The organism is Leisingera sp. ANG-M6, from assembly GCF_000813905.1.
Taxonomy (GTDB): Bacteria; Pseudomonadota; Alphaproteobacteria; order Rhodobacterales; family Rhodobacteraceae; genus Leisingera.
Map to the genome: position 1 here is coordinate 110,292 of NZ_JWLG01000018.1, position 24,541 is coordinate 134,832.

The 24,541-nt window shown below is 65.1% G+C and carries 20 protein-coding genes and 2 pseudogenes; 10 read left to right on the forward strand and 12 right to left on the reverse strand.

Annotated features, from left to right (window positions below):
- Positions 1-84: 84 nt before the first annotated feature.
- Positions 85-296 (forward strand): annotated as a pseudogene (locus RA24_RS17165) (transposase); the annotation flags it as partial.
- A gap of 89 nt (positions 297-385) precedes the next feature.
- Here RA24_RS17165 and RA24_RS22070 read toward each other — a convergent pair.
- From RA24_RS22070 to RA24_RS17210, 9 genes are all read right to left on the reverse strand, one after another.
- Positions 386-1,084 carry a uroporphyrinogen-III C-methyltransferase gene (locus RA24_RS22070; protein ID WP_241480965.1) on the reverse strand — a complete coding sequence of 233 codons (699 nt, stop codon included), beginning with the start codon at positions 1,082-1,084 and terminating at the stop codon, positions 386-388.
- 61 nt (positions 1,085-1,145) lie between these two features.
- Positions 1,146-3,776 (reverse strand): nitrate reductase, encoded by a 2,631-nt coding sequence (locus RA24_RS17175; RefSeq protein WP_039193163.1) that lies wholly within the window; start codon positions 3,774-3,776, stop codon positions 1,146-1,148.
- Positions 3,776-4,108 (reverse strand): nitrite reductase small subunit NirD, encoded by a 333-nt coding sequence (gene nirD / locus RA24_RS17180; RefSeq protein WP_019296409.1) that lies wholly within the window; start codon positions 4,106-4,108, stop codon positions 3,776-3,778. Before nirD ends, RA24_RS17175 begins: the two co-directional genes overlap by 1 nt.
- Positions 4,105-6,546 (reverse strand): nitrite reductase large subunit NirB, encoded by a 2,442-nt coding sequence (gene nirB / locus RA24_RS17185; protein ID WP_039193164.1) that lies wholly within the window; start codon positions 6,544-6,546, stop codon positions 4,105-4,107. The genes nirD and nirB overlap by 4 nt, the downstream gene beginning before the upstream one ends.
- Before the next feature lie 4 nt (positions 6,547-6,550).
- Positions 6,551-8,233 carry an ABC transporter ATP-binding protein gene (locus RA24_RS17190; protein WP_039193166.1) on the reverse strand — a complete coding sequence of 561 codons (1,683 nt, stop codon included), beginning with the start codon at positions 8,231-8,233 and terminating at the stop codon, positions 6,551-6,553.
- A 6-nt stretch (positions 8,234-8,239) separates the two neighbouring features.
- A complete protein-coding gene (locus RA24_RS17195) occupies positions 8,240-9,328 on the reverse strand; it encodes an ABC transporter permease (RefSeq protein ID WP_019296407.1) in 1,089 nt (362 codons plus the stop codon).
- An 84-nt stretch (positions 9,329-9,412) separates the two neighbouring features.
- Complete coding sequence (locus RA24_RS17200; protein ID WP_039193168.1) at positions 9,413-10,780, reverse strand: CmpA/NrtA family ABC transporter substrate-binding protein; 1,368 nt, start codon at positions 10,778-10,780, stop codon at positions 9,413-9,415.
- A 265-nt stretch (positions 10,781-11,045) separates the two neighbouring features.
- Complete coding sequence (locus tag RA24_RS17205) at positions 11,046-12,224, reverse strand: CmpA/NrtA family ABC transporter substrate-binding protein (protein WP_039193170.1); 1,179 nt, start codon at positions 12,222-12,224, stop codon at positions 11,046-11,048.
- On the reverse strand, positions 12,221-12,805 hold the full coding sequence (locus RA24_RS17210) for an ANTAR domain-containing response regulator (RefSeq protein WP_019296404.1): 585 nt from the start codon (positions 12,803-12,805) through the stop codon (positions 12,221-12,223). The genes RA24_RS17205 and RA24_RS17210 overlap by 4 nt, the downstream gene beginning before the upstream one ends.
- 200 nt (positions 12,806-13,005) lie before the next feature.
- Here RA24_RS17210 and RA24_RS22930 point away from each other — a divergent pair, with 200 nt between their 5' ends.
- Positions 13,006-13,131 (forward strand): hypothetical protein, encoded by a 126-nt coding sequence (locus tag RA24_RS22930; protein ID WP_019296403.1) that lies wholly within the window; start codon positions 13,006-13,008, stop codon positions 13,129-13,131.
- A 312-nt stretch (positions 13,132-13,443) separates the two neighbouring features.
- On the opposite strand, the gene RA24_RS17215 is transcribed toward RA24_RS22930, so the two are convergent.
- Both RA24_RS17215 and RA24_RS17220 read right to left on the reverse strand, forming a co-directional pair.
- A complete protein-coding gene (locus tag RA24_RS17215) occupies positions 13,444-14,565 on the reverse strand; it encodes an aminotransferase (protein ID WP_039193171.1) in 1,122 nt (373 codons plus the stop codon).
- Positions 14,566-14,581: 16 nt separating this feature from the next.
- Positions 14,582-15,526, reverse strand: a complete 945-nt coding sequence (locus RA24_RS17220) for an ornithine cyclodeaminase family protein (protein ID WP_275041217.1) — start codon at positions 15,524-15,526, stop codon at positions 14,582-14,584.
- Between the two features lie 120 nt (positions 15,527-15,646).
- Between RA24_RS17220 and RA24_RS17225 the strand changes: the two genes are divergently transcribed.
- The 7 genes and pseudogenes from RA24_RS17225 (at position 15,647) to RA24_RS17250 (ending at position 22,970) form a co-directional block, all read left to right on the forward strand.
- Complete coding sequence (locus tag RA24_RS17225) at positions 15,647-16,456, forward strand: response regulator transcription factor (RefSeq protein WP_039193174.1); 810 nt, start codon at positions 15,647-15,649, stop codon at positions 16,454-16,456.
- Between the two features lie 134 nt (positions 16,457-16,590).
- Positions 16,591-16,785: pseudogene (locus tag RA24_RS22075) on the forward strand (IS5/IS1182 family transposase); the annotation flags it as partial.
- A 312-nt stretch (positions 16,786-17,097) separates the two neighbouring features.
- Positions 17,098-18,333: a 3-methyl-2-oxobutanoate dehydrogenase (2-methylpropanoyl-transferring) subunit alpha gene (locus RA24_RS17230; RefSeq protein WP_039172775.1), complete on the forward strand. Its 1,236-nt coding sequence runs from the start codon at positions 17,098-17,100 to the stop codon at positions 18,331-18,333.
- Between the two features lies 1 nt (position 18,334).
- A complete protein-coding gene (locus RA24_RS17235; RefSeq protein ID WP_039193176.1) occupies positions 18,335-19,348 on the forward strand; it encodes an alpha-ketoacid dehydrogenase subunit beta in 1,014 nt (337 codons plus the stop codon).
- Between the two features lie 4 nt (positions 19,349-19,352).
- Complete coding sequence (locus tag RA24_RS17240) at positions 19,353-20,666, forward strand: dihydrolipoamide acetyltransferase family protein (protein WP_039172772.1); 1,314 nt, start codon at positions 19,353-19,355, stop codon at positions 20,664-20,666.
- A complete protein-coding gene (gene lpdA, locus RA24_RS17245) occupies positions 20,667-22,025 on the forward strand; it encodes a dihydrolipoyl dehydrogenase (RefSeq protein ID WP_039193177.1) in 1,359 nt (452 codons plus the stop codon).
- A gap of 192 nt (positions 22,026-22,217) precedes the next feature.
- Positions 22,218-22,970 (forward strand): Crp/Fnr family transcriptional regulator, encoded by a 753-nt coding sequence (locus RA24_RS17250; RefSeq protein WP_019296395.1) that lies wholly within the window; start codon positions 22,218-22,220, stop codon positions 22,968-22,970.
- A gap of 10 nt (positions 22,971-22,980) precedes the next feature.
- On the opposite strand, the gene RA24_RS17255 is transcribed toward RA24_RS17250, so the two are convergent.
- Positions 22,981-23,397 carry a CBS domain-containing protein gene (locus RA24_RS17255; protein ID WP_039148007.1) on the reverse strand — a complete coding sequence of 139 codons (417 nt, stop codon included), beginning with the start codon at positions 23,395-23,397 and terminating at the stop codon, positions 22,981-22,983.
- Positions 23,398-23,681: 284 nt separating this feature from the next.
- Between RA24_RS17255 and RA24_RS17260 the strand changes: the two genes are divergently transcribed.
- Positions 23,682-24,521, forward strand: coding sequence for a universal stress protein (locus RA24_RS17260; RefSeq protein ID WP_039193179.1), 840 nt, complete (start codon positions 23,682-23,684; stop codon positions 24,519-24,521).
- Positions 24,522-24,541 lie beyond the last annotated feature (20 nt).

Consider the following 24,541-nt stretch of genomic DNA (forward strand, 5'->3'; position numbering starts at 1 on the left):
CATGATTCACGGTTGAAAAACGAATGGTGTGTGTCTGATCATTTCTGGATGACGGACGCCCAAGATGTAGGTTATAAAATGTTTAAAGACAAAATGATACGTGCCCGTATCCACGGCCGACAGCAGCGCAAGAAAGCCATCAGATACGACAAACGCCGATATAAGCGGCGCAACCGCATTGAGATTATGTTCGGCAGGCAGAAGGACTGGCGGCGGGCCGCCACACGGTACAGCAATGCTCAAAAGTCTTCCTGTCAGCTATATCTCTTACCGCCCTCGTCATCTGCTGGCGTTGAAATTCAATGAGACCAGAGCCTGATCTTCTGCAATGCTCAAAAACTCGCGCCGCATGGCAGAAGGAATTTCGCGCGTTCCGGCAGTCCGCCTAAGGCCGTGCTATTTGCCGGCAAGACTTAGTTTTTGGGAGAGAAACCTGCCCGGACCCGAGTTTTGGAAATGTGATGATAATTGCTGCACAACCGGAGATTTCATGAAGTTTCAGGGTGTCCGGAAGCACGCTGAGGCCACAAGAGACGGTCCGTGCACTTGGCTTGGAAACATCCGCAGCTATCGTGACCGGAGTGGAGGCTGACAAGCCTTGGCCGAGCAGACCGTCGCGCACCCGCGGTGCCTGCTCCACCGACATGTAATAGGCAATTGTGGTTCCCGGCATTTCATGCCGGACGCAATCGGGCAGAGAGTCGCCGGCTTTGCATCTGGCAGTGGTCAGCACAAGCGTGTCAGACAGGCCGCGTTCGGTCAGTGGCGTACCGGATTGCGCAGCGGCGGCGCAGGCAGTGGTGATCCCGGGAACGATCTCCGCATCGATGTCTGCTGCAAGCGCGGCGGCCAGTTCTTCCGCAGCACACCCGAAGATACTGGGATCTCCCGATTTCAGGCGCACGACCCGGCGGCCCTTCAAGGCCTCCCCCACAACGGCCGCGTTGATCCTGTCCTGCGGCCAGCTGTGGGCCCCGACGTGTTTCCCGGCAAAGACCCGTTTGGCTGCAGGCCGAGCAAGGCTCAGAACCTCTTTCTCGACAAGGCGATCGAAAACCGTATCAGCCTGCTGCAGCCCTTGCACAGCGCGCAGAGTGAGCAGATCGCGGGCACCTTTGCTGGAGGAACCGGCATCTGAAACCCTCCTATTCCGCGGCCTGCCTGAACGGGCGCCGTGCCAGCAGGTCTGCAATGTCAGGGCGGCAGGAGCCGCAATTTGTGCCTGCGTGCAAGGCAGCGCCGACCTCGTCCACGCTCAACAGCCCGCCGCTTTCGATGGCCTGCAAGATGGTGTTGGCACCGACGCCGAAACAGGCGCAGACCACAGGCCCGGGATCAGGCCGCCCCGCCGCCGGAACACCGGTCAGCACCTCTGCCGTGCAGCTGCCCGGCTGACCCGCCAGGTAGTCCCGGCTGACCGCCACCGGTTCCGGCGCAGTGAACAGCGCGGCCATGACCCTGCCGTCCTGAAACAAGGCTAGCCTGGCGATACCTTTGTGGCGGTCCGTGATCACCTGCACTTCGGTTTCAGGCAGGGCAAAGAGAACCCGCGCCGCGGCTTCAAGATCCACAAGCGGAGCCAGCCCCGCTAGTTCCGCCCGGTATCCGGATCCGGTGCGTGCCGCGGCCCAGTATTCTGCCTGGGGGGTCATTGGACTGCAGGATACGGCAAAGCCGTACCAGGCGGGCTGCCAGCGTTCCGCCGCAACAACGGCAGCTTTGCTTTCGGGCTGGCCCGAAACCGGATCAACAGCGGCGGCGACAAGGGTATCGATGCGCGCAGAAGAGGCGGTTTCTCCAGTCCAGTGGATCGGCACAAACAGGTCGCCGGGCTGCACATCCGCAGTGATCCGGGCGCGCAGGATGGCCTGCCCGTGCGGGCTGCTGAGCTGCAGCAGGTCGGCGGGCTGCACGCCCAGCCGCCGGGCGTCCTCCGGGTGGATATCGGCGAAAGGCTCGGCCAGATGTCCGGACAGGCGCGGCGCCATGCCGGTGCGGGTCATCGTGTGCCACTGGTCGCGGATGCGGCCGGTGTTCAGGCGGAACGGGTACTGGCGGTCCGGGGCGGCCGCCGGGGGCCTGTGCCGGACCGCCAGCATCCGGGCCTTGCCGTCGGGGTGAAAGAACCGCCCGTCCGCAAAGAACCGCCCGCCCTGCCTGTCGCGGTTGACCGGCCAGCGCACCGGGGCCAGCCCGTCATAGCCAGCATCGGACAGGGAGCTGAGGCCGGAGATATCGAAGTCCAGCCCGAAGCCGCCTGCCAGCCCGGACAAGGCCGCATGTTCGCGGAAGACCTGCGCCGGAGACTGGTAATCAAACGCCGCGCCCCAGCCCATGCGCCGGCCCGCACCGGCCAGAATGTCCCAATCGGCGCGGGCCTCACCCGGCGGCGGCAGGGCGGCGCGCTGGCGGCTGATGGTGCGGTCCGAATTGGTGACGGTGCCGTCCTTTTCCGCCCAGGCGGCAGCGGGCAGTAGCACATCCGCCAGACGGGCGGTGTCGGTTGCGGCGGTAATGTCGCTGACCACGGTGAAATCGCAGGCCTTTATCGCGGCGGAGACGGCATCGGCCTCCGGCATGGTGACGGCGGGGTTGGTGTGGATGATCCACAGCGCCTTGAGCCGCCCGTCGCCTGCAGCGCAGAACAGGTCGACCGCCTTCAGGCCCGCGCGGTCAGGCATCGCGGGCGCGTCCCAGAACGCCTGCACCGCATCGCGGTGGCGGCTGTTGTCCAGATCCATGTGGCAGGCCAGCATATTGGACAGCCCGCCCACCTCGCGCCCGCCCATGGCATTGGGCTGGCCGGTGACGGAAAACGGCCCGCAGCCGGGCTTGCCGATGCGCCCCGCGGCCAGATGGCAATTCAGGATCGCATTCACCTTGTCCGCGCCGGAGGTGGACTGGTTCACCCCCTGGCTAAAGATCGTCACCACCTTCTCGGTGCGAATCCACAGATCGCAGAAAGCCTTGATTTCTCCCTCGGACAACCCGGTCACAGAGGCATCCTCCGCGGCGGCGGCGTCCAGCGCCGCGCCCAGTCCATTCACATGCCGTAGATAGTCCGCATCCAGCGCGCCGCCTGCGCGGAGCGCCGCCAGCAGGTGGTTGAACAGCGCCACGTCGCTGCCTGCCCGCAGTTTCAGGTGCATGTCCGCCTGGTCGCAACTGGCGGTGCGGCGCGGGTCGATCACCACCAGCCTGGTGCCGCGGCTTCCGCGCGCCGCCAGAATTCGCTGATACAGAACCGGGTGGCACCAGGCCAGGTTGGAACCCACCAGCACAATCAGATCCGCCTCGTCCAGATCCTCATAGGTGCCGGGCACCGTGTCGGTGCCAAAGGCGCGTTTGTGGCCCGCAACGGTGGAGGCCATGCACAGGCGCGAGTTGGTGTCGATATTGGCGGAGCCGAGAAAGCCCTTCATCAGCTTGTTGGCGACATAGTAATCCTCGGTCAGCATCTGGCCCGACAGGTAGAAACCGACGCTGTCCGGGCCGTGCTGCTCCACCGCCTGCCGGAAACTGGCGGCCACCAGGTCCAGGGCGCTGTCCCAATCGGTTTCCTGCCCGTGCACCCGCGGCGCCAGCAGGCGGCCCTCCAGCCCCAGGGTTTCCCCCAGCGCCAGCCCCTTGGAGCAGAGCTGCCCGCGGTTGGCCGGATGGTCCGGATCACCGCGCACCGCCAGCCCGCCCTGCCCGTCCGGGCGCAGCAGCACGCCGCAGCCGGTGCCGCAATAGGGACAGGTGGAGCGGACTTCCTGGCAGGCGGCCCCCGGCATCACGCCGCGCTCCGCTTTCCAATAGCATCACCGTCAATCAGCAGGCGGCCACTGTCCACCCGCACCGGATAGGTGCCGATCCGCCCCTCATCCGCCCCCTGCGCTGCACCGGTGTTCAGATCAAACACCCAGTTGTGCAGCGGGCAGGTGACGCTCTGGCCATGCACGATCCCCTCGGACAGCGGCCCGCCCTTGTGCGGGCAACGGTCGTCGGCGGCAAAGACCTCTGCCGCGCCGGTGCGGAACAAGGCAACGCAGCCCACCGGGGTTTTCACCACCCGCGCGCCATGCGGCGGGATGTCGTCGATATGGCCGATGTCGATCCAGTTCATTCCGCAGCCTCCAGGGTGAGATTGGCAAGCGGCGCGTATCGCGCCCGGGTGGCGCTGTCCTGCGCGTGCTCCGCCCAAGGGTCCTTGCGGTAGACGGATTGCGACAGCTGAAACCGCTCCGCCAGCGCCCTGCGGTTCTCCACGTCGTCCACGATCTGCACCTTGACCCAATCAAGCCCGACCCTGGCCAGCCATTTGTAGATCCGGTCCAGATACCGGGCGTTCTCGCGGTAGATCTGGGTCATCGCCGAGATCACTTCGATCGCCTCGTCCTCACTCGCCACCTTGCACAGCAGCTCGGTCCCCTTGATCTCCATCCCCGCGGCGCCGCCGACGTGGATTTCATAGCCGCTGTCGACGCAGACCACGCCGATGTCCTTGCAGGTCGCCTCGGCGCAGTTGCGCGGACAGCCGGAGACCGCCAGCTTCAGCTTGTGCGGCGTCCAGGACCCCCACAGGTGTTTCTCCAGCTTGATGCCCAGCCCGGTCGAGTCCTGAGTGCCGAACCGGCAATGGTCGGTGCCGACACAGGTTTTTACCGTGCGCAGCCCCTTGGAATAGGCATGGCCCGACACCAGCCCGGCGCGGTTCAGGTCGGACCAGATCGCGGGCAGGTCCTCGCCCCTGACCCCCAGCAGGTCGATACGCTGGCCGCCAGTCACCTTGACCTTCGGCACATCATATTTGTCAGCGGCATCGGCAATCGCACGCAGTTCGTCCGGGGTGGTGATGCCGCCCCACATCCGCGGCACCACGGAGAACGTGCCGTCCTTCTGGATGTTGGCGTGCTTGCGCTCGTTGACGAAACGGCTTTGCGGATCGTCGCAGTATTCCAGCGGCCAGTCCGCCAGCAGGTAGTAGTTCACCGCCGGGCGGCAGACATGGCAGCCGTTGGGGGTGGTCCAGCCCAGTTCCTGCCAGACCGCGGCCTGGCTTTTCAGTTCCTGCGACTTGATCAGGCGGCGCACGTCCTCGTGGGTGTGATGGGTGCAGCCGCAGACTGGCTGCGCCTGCGGGGCGGTATAGCCATCGCCCAGCGTCACCGCCAGCAGCTGTTCCACCAGCCCGGTGCAGGTGCCGCAGGAGGCGCTGGCCTTGGTCGTGGCGCGGATCGCGCCAAGGTCGGTTGCGCCGCCTTCGATGGCGCTGGTGATCTGTCCCTTGCAGACGCCGTTGCAGCCGCAGATCTCCGCCTCAGGCGGCAAGGCTGCAACGGCTGACAGAGGGTCCGCGGAGGCGCCCCCCTGAAAGGCCGGGCCAAAGATAAGCGTCTCACGCATCTCGTCGATGTCGGTGCCGTCCTTGATCAGCCCGAAGAACCAGCTGCCGTCTGCGGTGTCACCGTACATCACCGCGCCGATCAGCCGGTCGTCTTCGATGACCAGCCGCTTGTAAATGCCGCGGGCCGGGTCGCGGAAAACAATGTCCTCGCGCCCCTCATCCTCGGCGAAATCCCCGGCGCTGAACAGGTCGCAGCCAGTAACCTTGAGCTTGGTCGCCAGTTCCTTGACCGCAAAGGCGTTGGGCTGGTCCAGCAGGCTGTCCGCCAGCACCTTGGCCTGGTCATAGAGCGGCGCCACCAGGCCAAACAGATGGCCGCCGAATTCCACGCATTCCCCCACCGCATAGACATCCGGGTCGGAAGTCTGCATCTGCGCGTTCACCTCGATACCGCGCGCCACATCCAGATGCGCGTCCGTGGCAAGCCGGGTTTCCGGGCGGATGCCCACTGCCATCACCACCAGATCCGCCCCCAGCGTCTCACCGCTTTCCAAGAGCACCGCCTGGGCGCGGTCCTCGCCCAAAATCGCCTTGGTCGAGGCCTGGGTTTTCACGGTGATGCCGCGCGCCTCCAGATCCTTGCGCAGCTGATACCCTGCGGCCTCATCCAGCTGGCGCTCCATCAGGTGGCCCATCAGGTGCAGCACGGACACATCCATGCCGCGCTCCTTGAGCCCCGCCGCGGCCTCCAGCCCGAGGAGGCCGCCGCCGATCACCACCGCCTTGCCGCCCTTGGTGGCGGCCTCGATCATCGCGTTGGTGTCATCCAGATCGCGGTAAGAAATCACCCCAGGCAAGTCGTGGCCCGGCACCGGGATGATGAAGGGGGCGGAGCCGGTGGCGATTACCAGCTTGTCGTAAGGCACATGGCCGTTCTCACCCTCGACCACTTTCATCTCGCGGTCGATCTTCACCACATGCTCGCCGAACCGGCAGGTGATGCCGCGCTCCGCGTACCACGCGTCCGAATGGGTGACGATCTCCTCATAGGTCTTCTCGCCCGACAGCACCGGGCTCAGCATGATGCGGTTGTAATTGCCGCGCGGCTCGGCGTTGAACAGGGTGATGTCATAGGCGCCGGGATCGGCATCAAGCAGATGCTCAATCACCCGGCCAGAGGCCATGCCGGCCCCGATGATGACGAGTTTCTGGGTCATGGTCTTACTCCGCTGCGATCTGTTTTGCGGCTGGTTTGGGAGCGGGTTTCGCCCCGTGCTCGTATTCCTCCAGGAAATCGAGCACCTCCTGCCGGTAGGTGTAGTAATCCGGGTGCTCCAGCAGCGCCTTGCGGGTGCGCGGGCGCGGCAGGTCCACGTCGGTGATCTTGCCGATGGTGGCCTGGGGCCCGTTGGTCATCATCACTACCCGGTCGGCCAGCAGGATCGCCTCATCGACATCATGGGTGACGCAGATGGCGGTCACTCTGGTGCGGGACCAGACCTCCATCAGCACCTCTTGCAGCTCCCAGCGGGTCAGGCTGTCGAGCATCCCGAAGGGTTCATCCAGCAGCAGGAGTTTCGGGGAGAGCGCAAAGGCGCGGGCGATGCCGACCCGCTGCTGCATGCCGTTCGACATCGCATGTGCGGGCTTGTCCATCGCATCCGCCAGGCCGACGCGCTCCAGGTAGTATTCCACCACGTCCTGCCGTTCGGCCTGCGTCGCCTTGGGATAGACCTTGTCGACGCCAATGGCGCAGTTCTCCCGCGCGGTCAGCCAGGGGAACAGATTGGGCGACTGGAACACCACAGCACGCTCCGGGTCGGCACCCTCGACATGGCGGCGGTCCAGCTTGATCGCCCCCTTGGAGATCGGGTTCAGCCCGGCGGCCATCGTCAGCACCGTGGATTTGCCGCAGCCGGAATGGCCGATCAGCGAGATGAACTCGCCCTTGCTGATCTTGAGGTTGAAATCCTCGACCACCGTCAGCGGCCCCTTGGGCGTCGGGTAGATCTTGTGCAGCTGCGAGAAATCCAGAAACCGCTCCTCGGTGATCGACTTTGCAGCCTCCGCCACAGCCGCCGGCAGCCCGTGGATCGGGGTCACGTCCGGCAGGGTCTTCGTGCCTTCGGCCCTCGCTTGGATGCCCACATCCATCAAGCGGGAGGTGACCGACGCCCGCAGGCGCTTGAAGCTCTCGTCCGTGTTCATCGCGGAGCGGTCGCGCGGGCGGGGAATGGCGACGGTGAACGCCTCCCCCAGGCTGCCGTCCGGGTTCAGGGCGAGGATGCGGTCGGCCAGCAGAATGGCCTCATCCACGTCGTTGGTGATCAGCACGCAGGTCTTCTTGTCCGCCTCCCAGATCGCCTCGATCTCATCCGCCAGATTGGCGCGGGTCAGCGCGTCCAGCGCCGACAGCGGCTCATCCAGCAAGAGCATCTCCGGATCCATCGCCAGCGCCCGCGCCACGTTGACCCGCTGGCGCATGCCCCCCGACAGCTCCGCCGGGCGGCGGTGCGCAGCGTGGCTGAGGCCGACCATTTCCACATAATGGTCCACTTTCGCCTGTTTCTCCGCCTTCGGGAGGCCGGGAAAGACCGTGTCAACCGCAAGCGCAACATTGCCGTTCACCGTCAGCCACGGCATCAGCGAATAGCTCTGGAAGATCACCCCGCGCTCGGGACCGGGGCCGGTGACCTCCCTGCCCCGGTACTTGACCGACCCCTCCGCCGGTCTCTCCAGCCCGGCCATCAGGTTGATTAGGGTTGTCTTGCCGGTGCCGGAAAAGCCCAAGAGCACAAGAAACTCGCCCTCCTGCACCTGCAGGCTGATGTTGTTCAGAACGTCGGTGCGGCTGTTGCCCTCGCCAAAGCTCTTGGAGACGTTTTTGAACTCAAGAATGCTCATGACGGCTCACCGGTTGTTCGTGAAGGTAAAGAGCGACTGCAGCGCGTACATCACCCGGTCCAAGAGGAAGCCGATGATACCGATGGTCAGCACCGCAACAATGATCCGGGCCAGCGACTGGCTGGAGCCGTTCTGGAATTCGTCCCAGACGAATTTGCCAAGGCCCGGGTTCTGCGCCAGCATCTCCGCCGCGATCAGCACCATCCAGCCGACCCCCAGCGACAGCCGCAGCCCGGTGAAGATCAGCGGCAGTGCCGAGGGCAGCACCAGCTTGGTGATCTTGGTCCAGGTGTTCATTTTCAGGACCTTGGAGACATTCACCAGGTCCTTGTCGATGGAGGCCACCCCCAGCGCGGTATTGATCAGCGTCGGCCACAGCGAGCACAGGGTCACGGTGACTGCGGAAACGAGGAATGACTTGGAGAACAGCCCGTCGTTGCTGGCATAAAGCGCCGAAACCACCATGGTCACGATCGGCAGCCAGGCCAGCGGCGACACCGGTTTGAAAATCTGCACCAGCGGATTGATGGCCGCGTTTGCAGCCGGTGAAAGCCCGGCCAGGATGCCCAGCGGGATCGCCACGGCGGCAGCAATCAGGAACCCGAAGAAAACGGTCAGGATCGAGGTCCCGATCTGCCGGTAATAAGACGGCGCGCCGGTAAAGGGGATGTCTTTCACCCGCTCCGGCTGGCCGCGGTCGATGAAGCGCTGGTTGCGGGCCTCCACCTTCTCGTAATGGGCGCGCTCCTTGGCGGCCTTGGCCTGCGCATCCTGATGCAGGTTCACCGCTTCGCTCCACACAGCAGCGGGCCCGGGGATGGCGCCCAGCGAGGTCTGCACCTTGGGCGCCAGCACGGCCCACAGCATCAGGAAGGCGGCAATGGCGATGACGGGAACCGCCAGCAAGCGCCAGATTTCCCTGATCTGCGCCCTGGGATTGTCCCCGGAGGCGGCTTTCAGCACCGGCGTCACCCAGGCCAGGCCAAAAACCTGGAACCAGGCGTCCATCTTGCTGATGCGGGTGAACAGCCGGGCGCGGCGGGCCTCCTTTTGTTCACTGGCGGGGTTCAGAGTGTCGGGGTCGGCGATCGTCATGGTGTCGTCCTCTGGGAAATGCTGAGGGAGGGGAAGGCCGCCCGCTCTTGCGGGCGCACCGCCCCCCTGCCCTCCTGTCCGGGGTCAGCCCTGAATGGCGCTGCCAACGACGGTCTGGCCGGACTTCAGTCCGAGCGGCAGGCTGTCGATATAGGCGTTGGGTGTTTTGCCATCGAAGGGAATGCCGTCGATGATGTCCTCTGCGGGCGTCGGGGCCTTGTAGCCGTCACTGTCCCAGGGGAAATCCTCCGGGCTGGCAAGCCCTTCATCCACCAGCATTTTCGCGGCTTCCAGATAGATCTCCGGCTTGTAGACAGAGCGGGCAACCTCGTCATACCAGCTGTCCGGCTTGGGTTCGGCAATCTGCCCCCAGCGGCGCATCTGGGTCAGGTACCAGACCGCGTCCGAATAAAACGGGTAGGTGGCGTTGTAGCGGAAGAACACGTTGAAATCCGGGACGTCGCGCTTGTCGCCCTTCTCGTATTCAAAGGTACCGGTCATCGAATTGGCAATCACCTCGTAATCGGCGCCGACGTACTCGGGGCGCGACAGGATCTCCACCGCTTCCGGGCGGTTGGCGTTTTCGTTTTCATCCAGCCACTGGGCCGCGCGGATCAGCGCCTTGACCACCGCCAGCATGGTGTTCGGGTTTTCCTCGGCAAATTCCGCGGTGATGCCGAACGCCTTTTCCGGGTTGTTCTTCCACAGCTCGTAATCGGTGATCACCGGCACCCCAATGCCCTTGAACACCGCCTGCTGGTTCCACGGCTCGCCAACGCAGTAGCCGGAGATCGTGCCGGCCTCCAGCGTCGCGGGCATCTGCGGCGGCGGGGTCACCGACAGGAACGCCTCTGCCCCGATCTGCCCGGTCACGTTCTCGGGCGAGTAATAGCCGGGGTTGATGCCGCCCGCCGCCAGCCAATAGCGCAGCTCATAATTATGGGTGGAAACCGGGAACACCATGCCCATGTTGAACGGCTTGCCCTTGGCGTTGAAATCCTCAATCACCGGCTTCAGGTAGGAGGCGGAGACCGGATGCGCGATCCTGCCGTCTGCGTCCGTGGGCAGGTTCGGCTTCATCATCTCCCACACTTCGTTGGACAGCGTGATGCCGTTGCCGTTCAGGTCCATGGAAAACGGCGTGACGATATGCGCCTCGGTGCCATAGCCGATGGTCGCGGCCAGCGGCTGGCCTGCCAGCATATGGGCGCCGTCCAGCGTGCCGCTGATTACGCCATCCAGCAGAACCTTCCAGTTCGCCTGCGCTTCCAGCGTGACAAACAGCCCCTCGTCATCAAAGAAGCCCTGTTCATAGGCCACCGCCAGCGGCGCCATATCGGTCAGCTTGATGAAGCCGAAGGTCAGCACGTCCTTTTCCAAATCCAGGGTGGCGGCCAAAGCCGGTCCGGTCAGTGCAGTTGAGGCCGCAAGCGCCATGATGAGTGTCTTCATCGGGTTGGTTCCTTTTCCTAGCTGCGTCCGGCGGCAGGCGCCGGAACAGAAAAAGCCGCTGACACGCACCGCCGGAAGGAGTGGCGGTGGGTCGAGCGGCTTTGCTCAGTGAACCCCGGTCTTCGGGAAAATTCTCAGTCAGGCTCCGTTGCCTGCCTGACCTCAGATTGCCGCAAGGCCCGGCCTGCGCCAAAGGTTTCTTTGCTCTCGCAGCAAGAAATTCTGCGTTGCAGCGCTGCGGCGCGGCAAGCTGCCTGTATTTTCATCAGTCCGCGATCAGGGGATCAAAAACGCGGCCATCAAAAAACCGGTTCTGCAGCAGGCCGGCAGGTTCCGATTCTCTGCCAGCCGTCCGCGGCGCGTCAAAATCGCCCTCCGGTTTCGAGGCGGCGCCCGGCAATTCCGCGCCAGTGCCCCGCAGGGCGGCACGGTACAGATCGCTGCGGAAAACGGCTCCCGCGGTTTCCAGCGCCGTCTGCTGGTCCAATCCGTTCCGCTGGGCCAGTTGCAGGGCAATCCACTGTGCCTGGGTGCGCCAGGGAAACCCCGCCGCACCCTCGTGAAAACCGATAAAACCGGGCGCTTCGCGCTGCAGCCCCTGCGGCGTCACCGTGAACGTCCCAGACAGCGCGCGCTCGATGATTTCAGCGGGCAGATCCAGGTATCGCCGCGCGGACAGGATTTCCGCCGCCAGCCCGCGCGAGGCCGGATCGGCCAGCCAGCGCCCTGCCCGCCACAGCGCCCGGATCAGGCGGTTGGCCAGGCCGGGCTCCGCGTCTGCCCAGGCACTGCGCACGGCCAGCACCTTCTCCGGAGCAAAAGACCAGATCGCCCGGCCCGGCAGCAGCAGCGCGCCGGCCCCCTGCTCCACCGCCATCGACCCCCAGGGCTCGCCAACGCAGAAAGCGTCGATTTCGCCGCGGCGGATGGCCTCCACCATCTGCGGCGGCGGCACCGTGCGGATGCCGATGTCCGGGGGCGTGTCCGCCCCCAGCCCCTTCAGCCAATAGTTCAGCAGTTCAGCGTGCATGGAAAATGGAAACGGGACGCCGATCCGCAACTCCGGGCCGCCCGCAACGATCAGCGCCTGTCCAGCAGACAGGGCATCGTCAAAGGAAAACCCATGCCCAGTATCAGCCAGTCTGCGGGCCAGGCTGCTGCTGACCCCGATCACCGTGCCGTTGACGGACAGCACCGACAGCACCGACAAAGGCGCGCTGGCGCCGCCCAGGCCAAGCGCCGCCGCAACCGGCACCGGCGCCAGCATCTGGGCCGCGTCCACCTGTCCAAAGGCCAGCATGTCCCGCAGCGACGACCAGGAGGGCGCGCGGTGCAGGTCCAGCGCAAGTTTCTCTTCGGCGGCAAACCCCATTTCCTGCGCCGCAATCAGCGGCGCCGCATCGGTCAGCGGGACATAACCGGCGGGGATCCGCGTCACGCTCATGCCAGCAGCCCCGCCGCCGTGACCAGCGCCTGCGCCACCTCGGCCACACGCTTGTTCTGATCCATCGCCGCCTTGCGCAGCAGCGCATAGGCTTCATCCTCGCCAACGCCCCGGGCTTTCATTACCATCCCCTTGGCGCGGTCGATCACCTTGCGCTCTTCCAGCGCCCGCTTGGTCTCGGCAAGCTCCGTGCGCATCCGCTGAAACAGCCGGAAGCGGGCAATTGCAGCATCCAGAACCGGTTTCAGCCGGGCGGGCTGCAAACCGTCAACCACATAGGCCGAAACCCCCGCCTCCACCGCAGCAGCAGACAGCCCGTCCGCGCTGCGGTCGGCGAAAATCGCCACTGGCCGGTCCTTGGGGCCGGAGGCCAGCGTCAGTTCCTCGAGCGCGTCTCGCGAGGGATCTGCAATATCTATCAGCACGACATCCGGGTCACGCATCTGAATCTGACGGGCCAGGCCCGAAGGGCTCGAAATGACCTCAATGTCGAATTCCCCGGCAACCCGCAGCCCCTCTACAATCAGGAAGGCGCGTTCGCGGTCGGCTTCGACGACAACAATGGACAGGGCATCGGGCATGCGGCAGAGCGTGATGAGAATGCCGGAGGGCTGTAAAGACCGCGGAGCCGGGCTGATTTTCAGACAACGTGGTTGCGCCGCATTTTTGAGCGGGCTGCCAGAACATTTGGCATGGAGAAAACACGCTGGCGACTTCCCTGAAGCGGGCTGCTTGGAGGCTGTCCGAAGTTTGCAATGTGTGACATGTGCCTGCAGCAGACATGTGCAGGCTTCCCGTCTGCAAGTTCTGCGAATATCTGGAAGGACCCGATCTTGCCCATCAAGCCCCGGTTCCGTTCCGGGCCAGGCTGGACCTCACCGCGCTGAAGGCGCTGAGGGGCTTCTGACGCGGCATTCCGCCAGCGGCCTTCCCAGCGGACATGTGGTCCCGGACCACGCGATTGGCGCCTGGTGAACGTCGTGACGGCAGCGCCTCCTATGATCTGGCAGATCAAATCCCCTGGCAATCTGTCTCAGTGGCGTTTGGCTTGCCCGAACCCCAGAACAGGCTAGGAAAGCAGGCTTCACAGAAGCCTGGCAAGGCCAATGAGGATCTTGAGATGAAGGCTCAGAGCCTTGTTTGCGCCAAGCAACGCAATAATACACTGCCTCAAACAGACAGCGGGCCGGCGGCGTTCAGCCGCCGCGCATCCTCTTGACTACCACTGTGCTGCCAAAAAGCCGGACACAAGGCCCAGCCCCTGCTTCAGGACTTCCGGCCCATTGGCATAGCCGATGCGCACATAGCCCTCCATGCCCAGGGCCGAACCCGGCGTGAACATCACCCCTGTCTCCTTCAGCAGTGCCACGCAGAACTCCCGCGAAGTCATCGGAAGATCGAACCTCAGCAGCGCGGTGGTACCCGAGCGCGGCTTCACCCAGGAGATCTTCGGCTCCTGATCCACCCAGTCGGACAGGATCTCCAGATTGCCGCGGGTGATCCGCTGGCTGCGCGCCAGCACCTGTTCGCGGTTTTCCAGCGCCAGCGCGGCAAAGTGATCGTCGATCATGCCCACCGAGATGGTGTCGTAATCGCGGTGAATGGCCACCGCCTCAATCACCTCCCTCGGCCCGGCGATCCAGCCCAGCCGCAACCCGGCCAGTGAATAGGCCTTGGACATGCCGGCGGTGGAAATCCCCTTTTCATAGATATCCGCGATCGAGGCAGTCATCCCGTCCCCTTCCTGATCGGTGCCGCGGTAAACCTCGTCGCACAGGATCCAGGCACCCGCCTCGCGGGCAATGGCGGCGATCTCCTCCAGCATCGCCCGGTCCATCAGCGCGCCGGTCGGGTTGTTGGGATTGTTGATGGCAATCAGCTTCGTCCCCGGCGTCACCTGTGCCCGCAGCTCGTCCAAGTCAGGCAGAAACCCGTTCTCCTCCCGCAGGCGCAGCTGATGCACATCCGCACCAATGCTGGCCGGGATCGAGTAATGCTGCTGATAGGTTGGCACCACCGCCACCACGCGGTCGCCACGCTCGACCAGCGCTTTGTGCACCAGCATGTTGGCGCCGATGGTGCCATGGGTGACGATCACATTTTCCGGGCCTTGTCCCTGATACAGAGCCGCAATGGCACTGCGCAGCCGGTCCGAGCCATCGATCGCGCCATAAGTCATCTTCATGCCCAGAAGCTCTGACAGATCGGCAGAGTTTTTCCCGGCCAGCTGCAGCAGCTCCTCGATGGTCAGGCTTTCAACACAAGTCTCGGCGAGGTTCCATTCGCATTTGGTCTCCCACTCGTTCATCCAGATTTCGACACCGAAAGGTTCGATATGCATGTCTCTCTCCTGTCTCTCAAGCGCTGGCGGCGCGGTAGATAGCGTTGGCCACGGCGATATCCTCCAGCCCCAGCCCGATGGAGCGGAAGAATACCAACCGGCCGACTTCAGGCCCTTCGCAGGTTCCGGCAGCAAGCCCCGCGAGATCACCCCGAAGCTGATCCGCGCTCCAGCCATGATCCCGCGCGGCCAGCACCATCTCCCCGGCGCTTGCCGGCGTGGTCTCGCGGTAGTCGCAATAGACCTGCGCCGAGGCCAGGAAGGCAGGCGCAATCTCATGCGCCTCTGCCGCATTGGTGCTGATCGAGGTGACCAGCGCGCCGGGCGCCACCACGGCTGCATCCAGAACCGGTGTCCCCGAAGAGGTGCAGAGCATCACCACATCCGCCCCCCGCGCGGCCTCTTCCGCACTGGCGGCAAACTCTGCCTCCGGGCAGATCCCGCGCCACGCGGCCTGCTTGCCCGCATCCGCACCCAGGCCGGGCGAATAGACCCGCACCTCCTGCCAATCGCGCAGACCCTGCACATGCCGCCAATGCGCCTGCGCCACCGCGCCGGAGCCGATCACGGCCACCCGCGCAGCCCCCTCGCCTGCCAGCAGATCCACCGCCAGCGCCGTGGTGGCCGCGGTGCGTTCGGTGGTCAAGCGGCCGGAGTCGCACAGCATCAGCGGCTGGCCCGTCTCCATCGACATCAGCACGGTCCAGGCGGTGATAACCGGCCCGCCCGCGCGCGGCAGATAAGGCGACAGCTTGGCGCCAAAGGTGCCTGCCCCGGCAGCCGCCCCCAGATAGGTGATGAAATCCCCCTGCCCTTCCGGAAACAGCGTCAATGTCTGTGCAGGCTGCACCGCCTGACCAAGGCCCAGGTCTGCAAAAAGCGCGCGCATTTCCTGCAGCACATCGACCTGCGGCAGCAGCTGCGCCACGGCTTCGGCATCCAACACAATCGGGGTTTTCATCATCGGCATATTCCTTCTTTGCCCGAAGGGTAGCGCGCGCGCCTGCCCCGCCGCCATCATCCCCAAGGATGATGCACGCCCCCCTGCCGCGTGCTATGGCGGATCAACCGGGAGGATCATGTGGAATTTCAAGGCACTGACATTGCAGCTGCGAACAGCGCGCTGGCCAGCGTCATCAGCGGCCAGCGCGGCGCGGCCGGGCTGATCGCCGCCGCCCGCCCGCTTTTGCCCTTCACTGCTGCCTTTTGTGTTGTGAACCGCCCCGGCCAGCGCCCGCACTACCTGGATGACAGCTACCCGCAAGGCGCCGCCAAGGACGCAGTGCAGCTCTATGTGAACAGCACCTACTTGCTGAACCCGGTCTATAACGCGCTGCTCGAGGGGCTGCAGCCGGGGCTTTACAGGATGGCGGACCTGGCACCCGACAATTGGAACCCGGCGCCGGAGACCCCGGGCATTCTGGTCGAGGACGCCGAGGAAATCGGCTACCGCACCCCCGGCTGGCCCGCAGGGCTGGTGGAACTCACCCTGCTGACAGAACTGCCCGGCGGAGCCATGGGCGAAGTCAGCTTTGCCCGTCCTGCGGCAGACGGCGGTTTTCCCGATGATCTGCTGGACCGGCTGCGCCCCTTCCTGCCGCTGTTCGGGGCAGCATTCGCCCGGCTCTGGTCCCGGCAGGCCCCGGATCTCAGCGCAGCCAAACCAGAGCGGACGCTGCAGGACTTTGCCCGCACCATCCTCTCCCCGCGGGAGGCGGAGATCGTGCAGATGATCCTCAAGGGCCATTCCAGCCTGTCGATCAGCCTGACCCTCGGGATTGCCCTGCCGACGGTCAAGACCCACCGCAAGAACGCCTATGCCAAACTGGGCATCAGCACACAGCAGCAGCTGTTCAATGCCTTCCTGCAATGGCAGAGCAAGGCGCGTTAGCAGCGGCATTCTTCCCAAGTTCTGAGACACCAGCTTACACCGCGGCGGCAATGACGATGATTTTGAGTGTCTTGCCTAACAGTCTTACGCTACGCGCGATCTCTTCCGGCCGGGCAAAATGGCAAAGGGATACGTGCTGCATCCCCGGCCGGAAACTGCGCAAGAGAGCCATCAGATACGACAAGCGACCCTACAAACGTCGCAACCGCATTGAGATTATGCACGCAGGGCTGAAGGACTGGCGGCGGGTCGCAACGCATTACGGCAGATGCCCCAAAGCCTTCCTGTCAGCTATCGCTCTTGCCGTCCTCGCCCTCTGCTGGCTTTGAAATTCAATGAGACCAGAGCCTAACGTGCCTCCAGGCGGCTGGGTCAAGATGAATATTCTGCTTCTTAAAAAACTTCTTCCAGCCTTGTTTCGCCCCCTGCCCCGCGGAGCGGCAAGCCTCTCCACCTTTTGAATTCGTAGCGGAAACCACCAAGATTTCCATCAATCCGTTGCCTTTTCTCTAAAATTTACCGCACCGGCCCCAAAATTGAGGCTTTTCAACCAACCGGTTTTGCTAAGCTGGAAAGACAGGCTGCGCGCCTGAAAACAAACCGCGCGCCGCCTGAACACGCCCAGACAAGAAGGAAACCGCATGAGTGATGACTTCCCGCCGCTATCGCTGAATGTGCCGGAACCAGGCTGCAGGCCGGGCAGCACGCCTGATTTCTCGGACTTCGAAATTCCGCGCGCCGGGGCAGTCAAACGCCCGCCAACGGATGTGGATCCCGACTCGATCCGCGACATGGCGTTTTCCATCGTGCGCGTGCTGAACAAGGACGGCGAGGCGGTGGGCGACTGGGCCGGCGCGCTCAGCCCGGAGGAGCTGCGCGAGGGCCTGCGCCACATGCTGACCCTGCGCGCCTTCGATGCGCGGATGCTGAACGCGCAGCGCCAGGGCAAGACCAGCTTTTACATGCAGCACCTGGGCGAAGAAGCCGTGTCCTGCGCCTTTTCCCGCGCCCTCCGCCCGGGCGACATGAACTTCCCGACCTACCGTCAGGCCGGGCTGCTGATTGCGGGTGGTTATCCGATGCTGACCATGATGAACCAGATCTATTCCAACGCCGACGACCCGCTGCACGGGCGCCAGCTGCCGATCATGTATTCCTCCAAGGAACACGGGTTCTTCTCGATCTCCGGCAACCTCGGCACCCAGTTCGTGCAGTCGGTCGGCTGGGCCATGGCCTCGGCAATCTCGGGCGATACCAAGATCGCCACGGGCTGGATCGGCGACGGCTCCACGGCGGAGAGCGATTTTCACTCCGCCATGGTCTTTGCCTCGACCTATGACGCGCCGGTGGTCCTGAACATAGTCAACAACCAATGGGCCATTTCCACCTTCCAGGGCATTGCCCGCGGCGGCGTCGGCACCTTTGCCGCCCGCGGCCACGGCTTTGGCATCGCTTCGATCCGGGTGGACGGCAACGATTACCTGGCCGTGCACGCGGTGGCGAAATGGGCCTGTGAAAGGGCGCGCCAGGGGCATGGCCCCACCCTGATCGAACATGTCACCTACCGCGCCGGCGGCCATTCCACCAGCGACGACCCCTCCGCCTACCGCTCCAAACGCGAGGCCGCCGCCTGGCCCCTGGGCGACCCGATCGAGCGGCTGAAGAAACACCTCATCACCATCGGCGAGTGGAGCGAGGACCGCCACAAACAGGCCGAGGCGGAAATCCTGGACGGCGTCATCGCCACCCAGAAACAGGCTGAGGCCGTCGGCACATTGGGCGGCGGCAAGGCCCCCAGCCCGCGCGACATGTTCGAGGGCGTTTACGAAACCATGCCGCCGCATCTGATCCGGCAGCGCCAGGAAGCGGGGTACTGAGATGGCCAGCATGACCATGATCGAGGCCATCCGCGAGGCCCATGATGTCGCCATGGCGGCAGACGACCGCGTCGTCGTCTTCGGCGAGGATGTGGGTTTTTTCGGCGGCGTGTTCCGCTGCACCGCAGGCCTGCAGCAGAAATACGGCAAATCCCGCTGCTTTGACGCGCCGATCAACGAATCCGGCATCGTCGGCACCGCCATCGGCATGGCGGCCTACGGGCTGAAGCCGGTAATCGAGATCCAGTTCGCCGACTACGTCTATCCCGCCTATGACCAGATCGTGTCTGAGGCAGCGCGGCTGCGGCACCGCTCCAACGCCGATTTCACCTGTCCGCTGGTGGTCCGCATGCCCACCGGCGGCGGCATCTTCGGCGGCCAGACCCACAGCCAGAGCCCGGAAGCCCTGTTTACCCATGTGTCGGGGCTGAAGGTGGTGGTGCCCTCCAACCCGCGCGATGCCAAGGGGCTGCTGCTGGCCGCCGTCAAGGATCCCGATCCGGTGATCTTCCTGGAGCCAAAGCGGCTCTACAACGGGCCGTTTGACGGCTATCATGACCGCCCGGTCACTAGCTGGAAGAACCACCCCAAGGGCGAGGTGCCGGAGGGTGCGGAGATCGTGCCGCTGGGCAAGGCCAGCATCACCCGCGAAGGCGCGGATGTCACCGTTCTAGCCTATGGCACCATGGTCTATGTGGCCGAAGCCGCGGCAGAGGCTTCTGGCATCGACGCCGAGGTGATCGACCTGCGCACCCTGCTGCCGCTGGACCTGGAAACGATCCAGGCCTCCGTCGAAAAGACCGGCCGCTGCGTGATCGTGCATGAGGCAACCCGCACGTCGGGCTTCGGCGCCGAGCTGATGAGCCTGGTGCAGGAGAGCTGTTTTTACCATCTGGAGGCGCCGATTATCCGCGTCACCGGCTGGGACACGCCCTACCCGCACGCGCAGGAGTGGGAGTATTTCCCCGGCCCTGCCCGCGTCGGCGAGGCATTGAAAAAAGTGATGGAGGGCTGACCGGATGGGTGTGTTTGCGATGCGCCTTCCCGATGTCGGGGAAGGCATTGCCGAGGCGGAACTGACAGAATGGCACGTCAAGCCCGGCGATATTGTGCGCGAGGACGATATCCTGGCGGCGGTGATGACGGACAAGGCCGCGGTCGAGGTGCCCTCAGCGGTTTCCGGCAAGGTACTGGAGCTGGGCGGCGAGATCGGCCAGATGATGGCGATCGGCTCCGTGCTGATCCGGATCGAGGTCGAGGGAGAGGGCAACGAGGCGCCCGGCTCTGCCTCTGCCTCTGTCTCTGACACAGCCAAACCCGCCGCCCCGGCGCCGCAGCCCACGCCGGACCCGGAGGAAGCGGCACAGCCTGCGGCTGAGGAGGCACCGCAACCGGCGCCTGCAAAGGCCCCTGCCCCGGCTGCTGCCAAGAAACCCGGCCACCGCCTGCCCCGGCCCGAGGGTGCCAAGCCGCTGGCCGCACCGTCCGTGCGGGCGCGGGCGCGCTCCGAAGGCGTCGACCTGCGCCATGTGCCCGGCACGGGCCCGGGCGGGCGGATCAGCCATGAGGATCTGGACAGCTGGATCGAATCCGGCGGCATCCGCCAGGGCAGCGTCACCCGCGGCCGCAACACCGGCGTCGAGGAGCAGCGCGTCATCGGCATGCGCCGCAAGATTGCCGAGAAGATGGCCCTGTCCAAACGCAACATCCCGCATATCACCATCGTCGAAGAGGTGGAGATGGGCGCGCTGGAGGATCTGCGCGCGGCGCTCAACAAGAAGCACGAGGGCAGCCGCCCCAAGCTGACCCTCCTGCCCTTCCTGATGCGCGCCATCGTCGAGGCGGTGCGTGAACAGCCCGGCCTCAACGCGCGTTTTGATGATGAGGACGGCGTGATCTACCGCCACGGCGGCGTCCACATCGGCATCGCCACCCAGACGCCTCAGGGCCTCAACGTGCCGGTGCTGCACCATGCGGAGGCAAACAGCCTGTGGGACAACGCAGGCGAGCTTGCCCGACTCGCCGACGCCGCCCGCGACGGCTCGATCAAGCGCGAGGAGCTGACCGGCGGCACCATCACCATCACTTCGCTGGGGCCGCTGGGCGCGATTGCCACCACTCCGATCATCAACCACCCCGAAGTGGCCATCGTCGGCGTCAACAAGATGCAGATCCGCCCGGTCTGGGACGGCCAGCAATTCCGCCCCCGCAAGATGATGAACATCTCCTGCTCCTTCGATCACCGGGTGGTCGACGGCTGGGACGCGGCGGTGTTCGTGCAGAAACTGAAATCCCTGCTGGAAACTCCGGCCATGCTGTTTGTCGAGGGCTAAATGACTGACCTTAAATGTAAATTGCTGATCATCGGCGCAGGCCCCGGCGGCTATGTCTGCGCCATCCGCGCGGGCCAGCTGGGCGTCGACACCATTGTGGTGGACGAGGCCAACCCCGGCGGCACCTGCCTCAACGTGGGTTGCATCCCCTCCAAGGCGCTGATCCACGCCGCGGATGAGTTCCACAAGATGGCGCACGCGGCCGATGGGCCGCTTGGCATTTCCGCAGGCACGCCGGAGATCGACCTGAGCCGGACAATGGTCTGGAAGGACGGCATCGTGAAGCGGCTGACCGGCGGCGTCAGCGGCCTGATGCGCAAGGCGGGCGTGCGCGTGGTCGAAGGCCGCGCGCGTTTCCTCGACGGCAAGACCGTCGCGGTGAAAAACGGTGACGAAACCACCCAGATCCGCGCCGAGCGCATCGTGATCGCCTCCGGCTCTGCGCCGGTGGAACTGCCCGCCCTGCCCTTCGGCGGCGATATCCTGTCCTCGACCGGGGCGCTGTCGCTGCAGGCGGTGCCGGAAACCCTCGCCGTCGTTGGCGCGGGCTATATCGGGCTGGAGCTGGGCACAGCCTTTGCCAAGCTCGGCACCAAGGTCACCGTGGTCGAGGCCGAGGACCGCATTCTGCCGCTTTACGATGCGGCCCTGACCCGGCCCGTCGCCAAACGGCTGGAGGCCCTGGGCGTCAAGGTGATGACCGGCGCCCGCGCCGAAGGCTATGTCGGCGGCGTTCTGGCCTCCAGCCAGGGCGGGATCGAGGCCGGCAAGGTCCTTGTGACCATCGGCCGCCGCCCCCGCACCGAGGGCATCGGCATCGATGAGCTGGCGCTGACCCTGAACGGCCCCTTCATCCGCATCGACAAGACCTGCCAGACCTCGATGCGCGGCATCTACGCCATCGGCGACGTCACCGGCGAGCCGATGCTGGCGCACCGCGCCATGGCCCAGGGTGAAATGGTGGCCGAACATGCCGCGGGCCACGCCGTGGAATGGGACAAGCGCGCCATTCCCGCCGTCTGCTTCACCGACCCCGAGATTGTCACCTGCGGCGCCCTGCCGGGCGAAGTGGAGGGCAGCAGCAGCACCGAGTTCCCCTTTGCCGCCAATGGCCGGGCGATGACGACAGAGCGCGAGGATGGCTTCATCCGCGTTGTCTGGCGCGACGCCGACCGCGCGGTGCTGGGGCTGCAGGCGGTTGGCGCCGGTGTCTCAGAGCTGTCGGCCGCCTTTTCGCTGGCCATCGAAATGGGCGCCTGCCTGGAAGACATCGCCGCAACCATCCACGCCCACCCGACCCAGTCGGAAGGCCTGCAGGAGGCCTGCCTGCGCGCGCTGGGGCACGCGCTGCACATCTGAGACCCGCGGGGGCGCAGACGCCGCGCCCTCGCCCCCAGGACCGCCCCGTCCCGTCGACAGAATCGCTTTGCGGGCGTAACGTCGCTGTTGCACTGTGACACCGGGCCCGCCCCAGCACGCCGCAGCCCACCGCCTGCGCGCAGCGGCCTCCGGACCGGAACCCGTACTGCATTTGCGACAGGAAACGTTTCTGTGACCAAGGAAGGCCCGATCCCGCCCCGGAACGCCGATGTCACCTGCCTGCGCATCGGTGCCATGGATTTTGACGGCAGCGACCCCGCGCTGCACAGCTTCCGCAAGAACATCCAGACCGTGCCGGCCAACCGGCTGCTGCTGCAGGACGGCGAAGACAGCGGCAAGATCATCATCGTAATCGACGGCTGGCTGGCGACCTCGAAATCCTCAATGAACGGCGAGGTGCAGCTGATCGATTTCCTGTTGCCGGGGGATGCAGCGGATCCAACCTCCGCGGACGGGAAAACAGCCGGCCTCAGCATCGAGGCGGTGACGGACGCTCTGGTCTGCGTCATCCCCCTGCCCGCCTGGCACGCGATGCTGGCGGCCTCGCCGCGGCTGGCGCGGGCAAATGAAATTGTCCAGGCCGCCGAACGCACCCGGCTGTCCGAACGCATGCTGCGCCTGGGCCGCGGCAGCGCCCAAAGCCGTATCGCCTATGCTTTGATTGAACTGTGCCTGCGGCTGAAACCGCTGGGCTTGTCCGAGAATTGCGCGTTCCACCTGCCGCTGACCCAGCAGCACATCGGCGACTTTACCGGCCTGACGGCGGTGCATGTCTGCCGCACCCTGCGCCGCTTTGTCAGAAACGGGCTTGTTGATACCGCCGATCACATGGACATCCGGATCAATGATCTCTCCGTCCTGGCAGAGGTTGCAGGCACCGACCCTGACCGGCTGGCAACCGAGATCACCCCGGTTCTGGGCTAAGCCCCCGCGCCTAGCGGTATTCGGCAATTTCCCCCAGCGCTTCACCCGCCAGCTGTTCCGAGGCATGTACGGCAATGTCGGTGACCGACAGCAGCCCCGCCAGCCGCCCCTCCTCATCCAGCACCGGCAGCCGCCGGATCTGGTGGTCCCCCATCAGGGCCGCCGCTGCTTCGACGGTGTCCTCGGCCCGGCAGCAGACCGCCCCGGGGCTCATAACGGCAGCAACCGGCATCCCGTCCAGCGCGCTGTCTTGGCCAGCCAGCGCCAGCACCAGATCCCGGTCGGTGAGAATGCCCACCACCCGGCCCTCCTCGACCACCGGCAGCACCCCTATGCCAAGGTTTTGCATCTGCTGTACCGCGCTGCCGACACTGTCCTGCGGCGCCGCAAAGCGCGCGGGCACGGTCATGATCTCATGTACAAGCATGGGCCTATCCTTTCTGGACCGCCCCCGGCCTGCTCCTGTCTTGCCGCCTGCCGGCTGAATGCGCCAAGGGCCGCCTTCAGTTTCCTCCGAAACCGGGTGAGTCGCTACCCTTCCAGCCTCGGCCAGCGCCTCCGCCGGTGCATTAACCGGGGTAAACGCCCCCTGCCCCGTGCGTCAGCCCTTGACTGCGGTCAAGGGAGCTGGCGGCTGATCCTGCTATAAGCCACTGGCGGCCCCGGGCACGCATACACCGCGCCCTGGCCGCCACACCGGGAGGAGATGCCATGAGCTACAAGACCATTCTGGCCTGCCTGACATCGGAGTTTGCCGCCAGACGGCTGCTGCCCGCGGCCTGCGGCCTGGCCGTGCGGTTCGATGCCCATCTGACCGGGCTGCACACGCGGGAGGCTTTTGTACCCTACTCCGGCATTGCCATCGCTGCAGGCGAAATCACCATCGGGGATTTCAGCAGCCGGGTGACAGAGGAAGACCGCAAGATCGAAAAGCTGTTCAAGGCCGCAGCGGATCAGGCCGGCTGCATTTCGGAATGGCGTTCGCAGGCCGCCCGCTCACCGGATGCCGCGGATAAGCTGCGGGAATCCGCCATCCGCTCCGATCTGACCGTGGCCCTGTTCCCGGACACGGAGCGGGAACGGTTCGACCAAAGAGGATTTCAGAAGGATCTAGTTGCCAACAGCGGCCGCCCGCTGCTGCTGCCGGATGACTGGGGCGACCAGCCCATCGGCACCCGGATTCTGGCAGCCTGGAAACCCTCCCGCGAAGCGGCCCGCGCCCTGCAAGACGGGCTGCCGTTCCTGCAAACCGCCGCCTTTGCAGAGGTCGTCACCATCGAGGAGCACCCGCACACCTCCGCCGATATCTCCACCGAAGGGCACGAGATCGCGCGCATGCTGTCCCGCCACAGGGTGACGGCAGAGGTGCGCGATATCCCGGACGGCGAGCACTCGGCCGGTCTCCGCCTGCTGATGGAGGCGGCCAGCCAGCAATGCGACCTCTTGATCATGGGTGGCTACGGCCATTCCAGGCTGCACCGGCTGATCTTCGGCGATGCCTCCGAGCACGTGCTGCAAGAAGCACGGATCCCGGTGCTGATGTCCAGCTGAACACGGCCGCAATGACCGCA

What these genes read in the sequence shown, in the direction of transcription:
- RA24_RS17195 (WP_019296407.1), bottom strand. Translation starts at nt 9,328, where the DNA reads ATGACGATCGCCGACCCCGACACTCTGAACCCCGCCAGTGAACAAAAG.
- RA24_RS17235 (WP_039193176.1), top strand. Translation starts at nt 18,335, where the DNA reads ATGGCCAGCATGACCATGATCGAGGCCATCCGCGAGGCCCATGATGTC.
- RA24_RS17215 (WP_039193171.1), bottom strand. Translation starts at nt 14,565, where the DNA reads ATGCATATCGAACCTTTCGGTGTCGAAATCTGGATGAACGAGTGGGAG.
- RA24_RS17190 (WP_039193166.1), bottom strand. Translation starts at nt 8,233, where the DNA reads ATGAGCATTCTTGAGTTCAAAAACGTCTCCAAGAGCTTTGGCGAGGGC.
- RA24_RS17205 (WP_039193170.1), bottom strand. Translation starts at nt 12,224, where the DNA reads ATGAGCGTGACGCGGATCCCCGCCGGTTATGTCCCGCTGACCGATGCG.
- RA24_RS17260 (WP_039193179.1), top strand. Translation starts at nt 23,682, where the DNA reads ATGAGCTACAAGACCATTCTGGCCTGCCTGACATCGGAGTTTGCCGCC.
- RA24_RS17210 (WP_019296404.1), bottom strand. Translation starts at nt 12,805, where the DNA reads ATGCCCGATGCCCTGTCCATTGTTGTCGTCGAAGCCGACCGCGAACGC.
- nirD (WP_019296409.1), bottom strand. Translation starts at nt 4,108, where the DNA reads ATGAACTGGATCGACATCGGCCATATCGACGACATCCCGCCGCATGGC.
- lpdA (WP_039193177.1), top strand. Translation starts at nt 20,667, where the DNA reads ATGACTGACCTTAAATGTAAATTGCTGATCATCGGCGCAGGCCCCGGC.
- RA24_RS17220 (WP_275041217.1), bottom strand. Translation starts at nt 15,526, where the DNA reads ATGAAAACCCCGATTGTGTTGGATGCCGAAGCCGTGGCGCAGCTGCTG.
- RA24_RS17255 (WP_039148007.1), bottom strand. Translation starts at nt 23,397, where the DNA reads ATGCTTGTACATGAGATCATGACCGTGCCCGCGCGCTTTGCGGCGCCG.
- RA24_RS22930 (WP_019296403.1), top strand. Translation starts at nt 13,006, where the DNA reads ATGTGCAGGCTTCCCGTCTGCAAGTTCTGCGAATATCTGGAAGGACCC.
- RA24_RS17230 (WP_039172775.1), top strand. Translation starts at nt 17,098, where the DNA reads ATGAGTGATGACTTCCCGCCGCTATCGCTGAATGTGCCGGAACCAGGC.
- nirB (WP_039193164.1), bottom strand. Translation starts at nt 6,546, where the DNA reads ATGACCCAGAAACTCGTCATCATCGGGGCCGGCATGGCCTCTGGCCGG.
- RA24_RS17240 (WP_039172772.1), top strand. Translation starts at nt 19,353, where the DNA reads ATGGGTGTGTTTGCGATGCGCCTTCCCGATGTCGGGGAAGGCATTGCC.
- RA24_RS17175 (WP_039193163.1), bottom strand. Translation starts at nt 3,776, where the DNA reads ATGCCGGGGGCCGCCTGCCAGGAAGTCCGCTCCACCTGTCCCTATTGC.
- RA24_RS17200 (WP_039193168.1), bottom strand. Translation starts at nt 10,780, where the DNA reads ATGAAGACACTCATCATGGCGCTTGCGGCCTCAACTGCACTGACCGGA.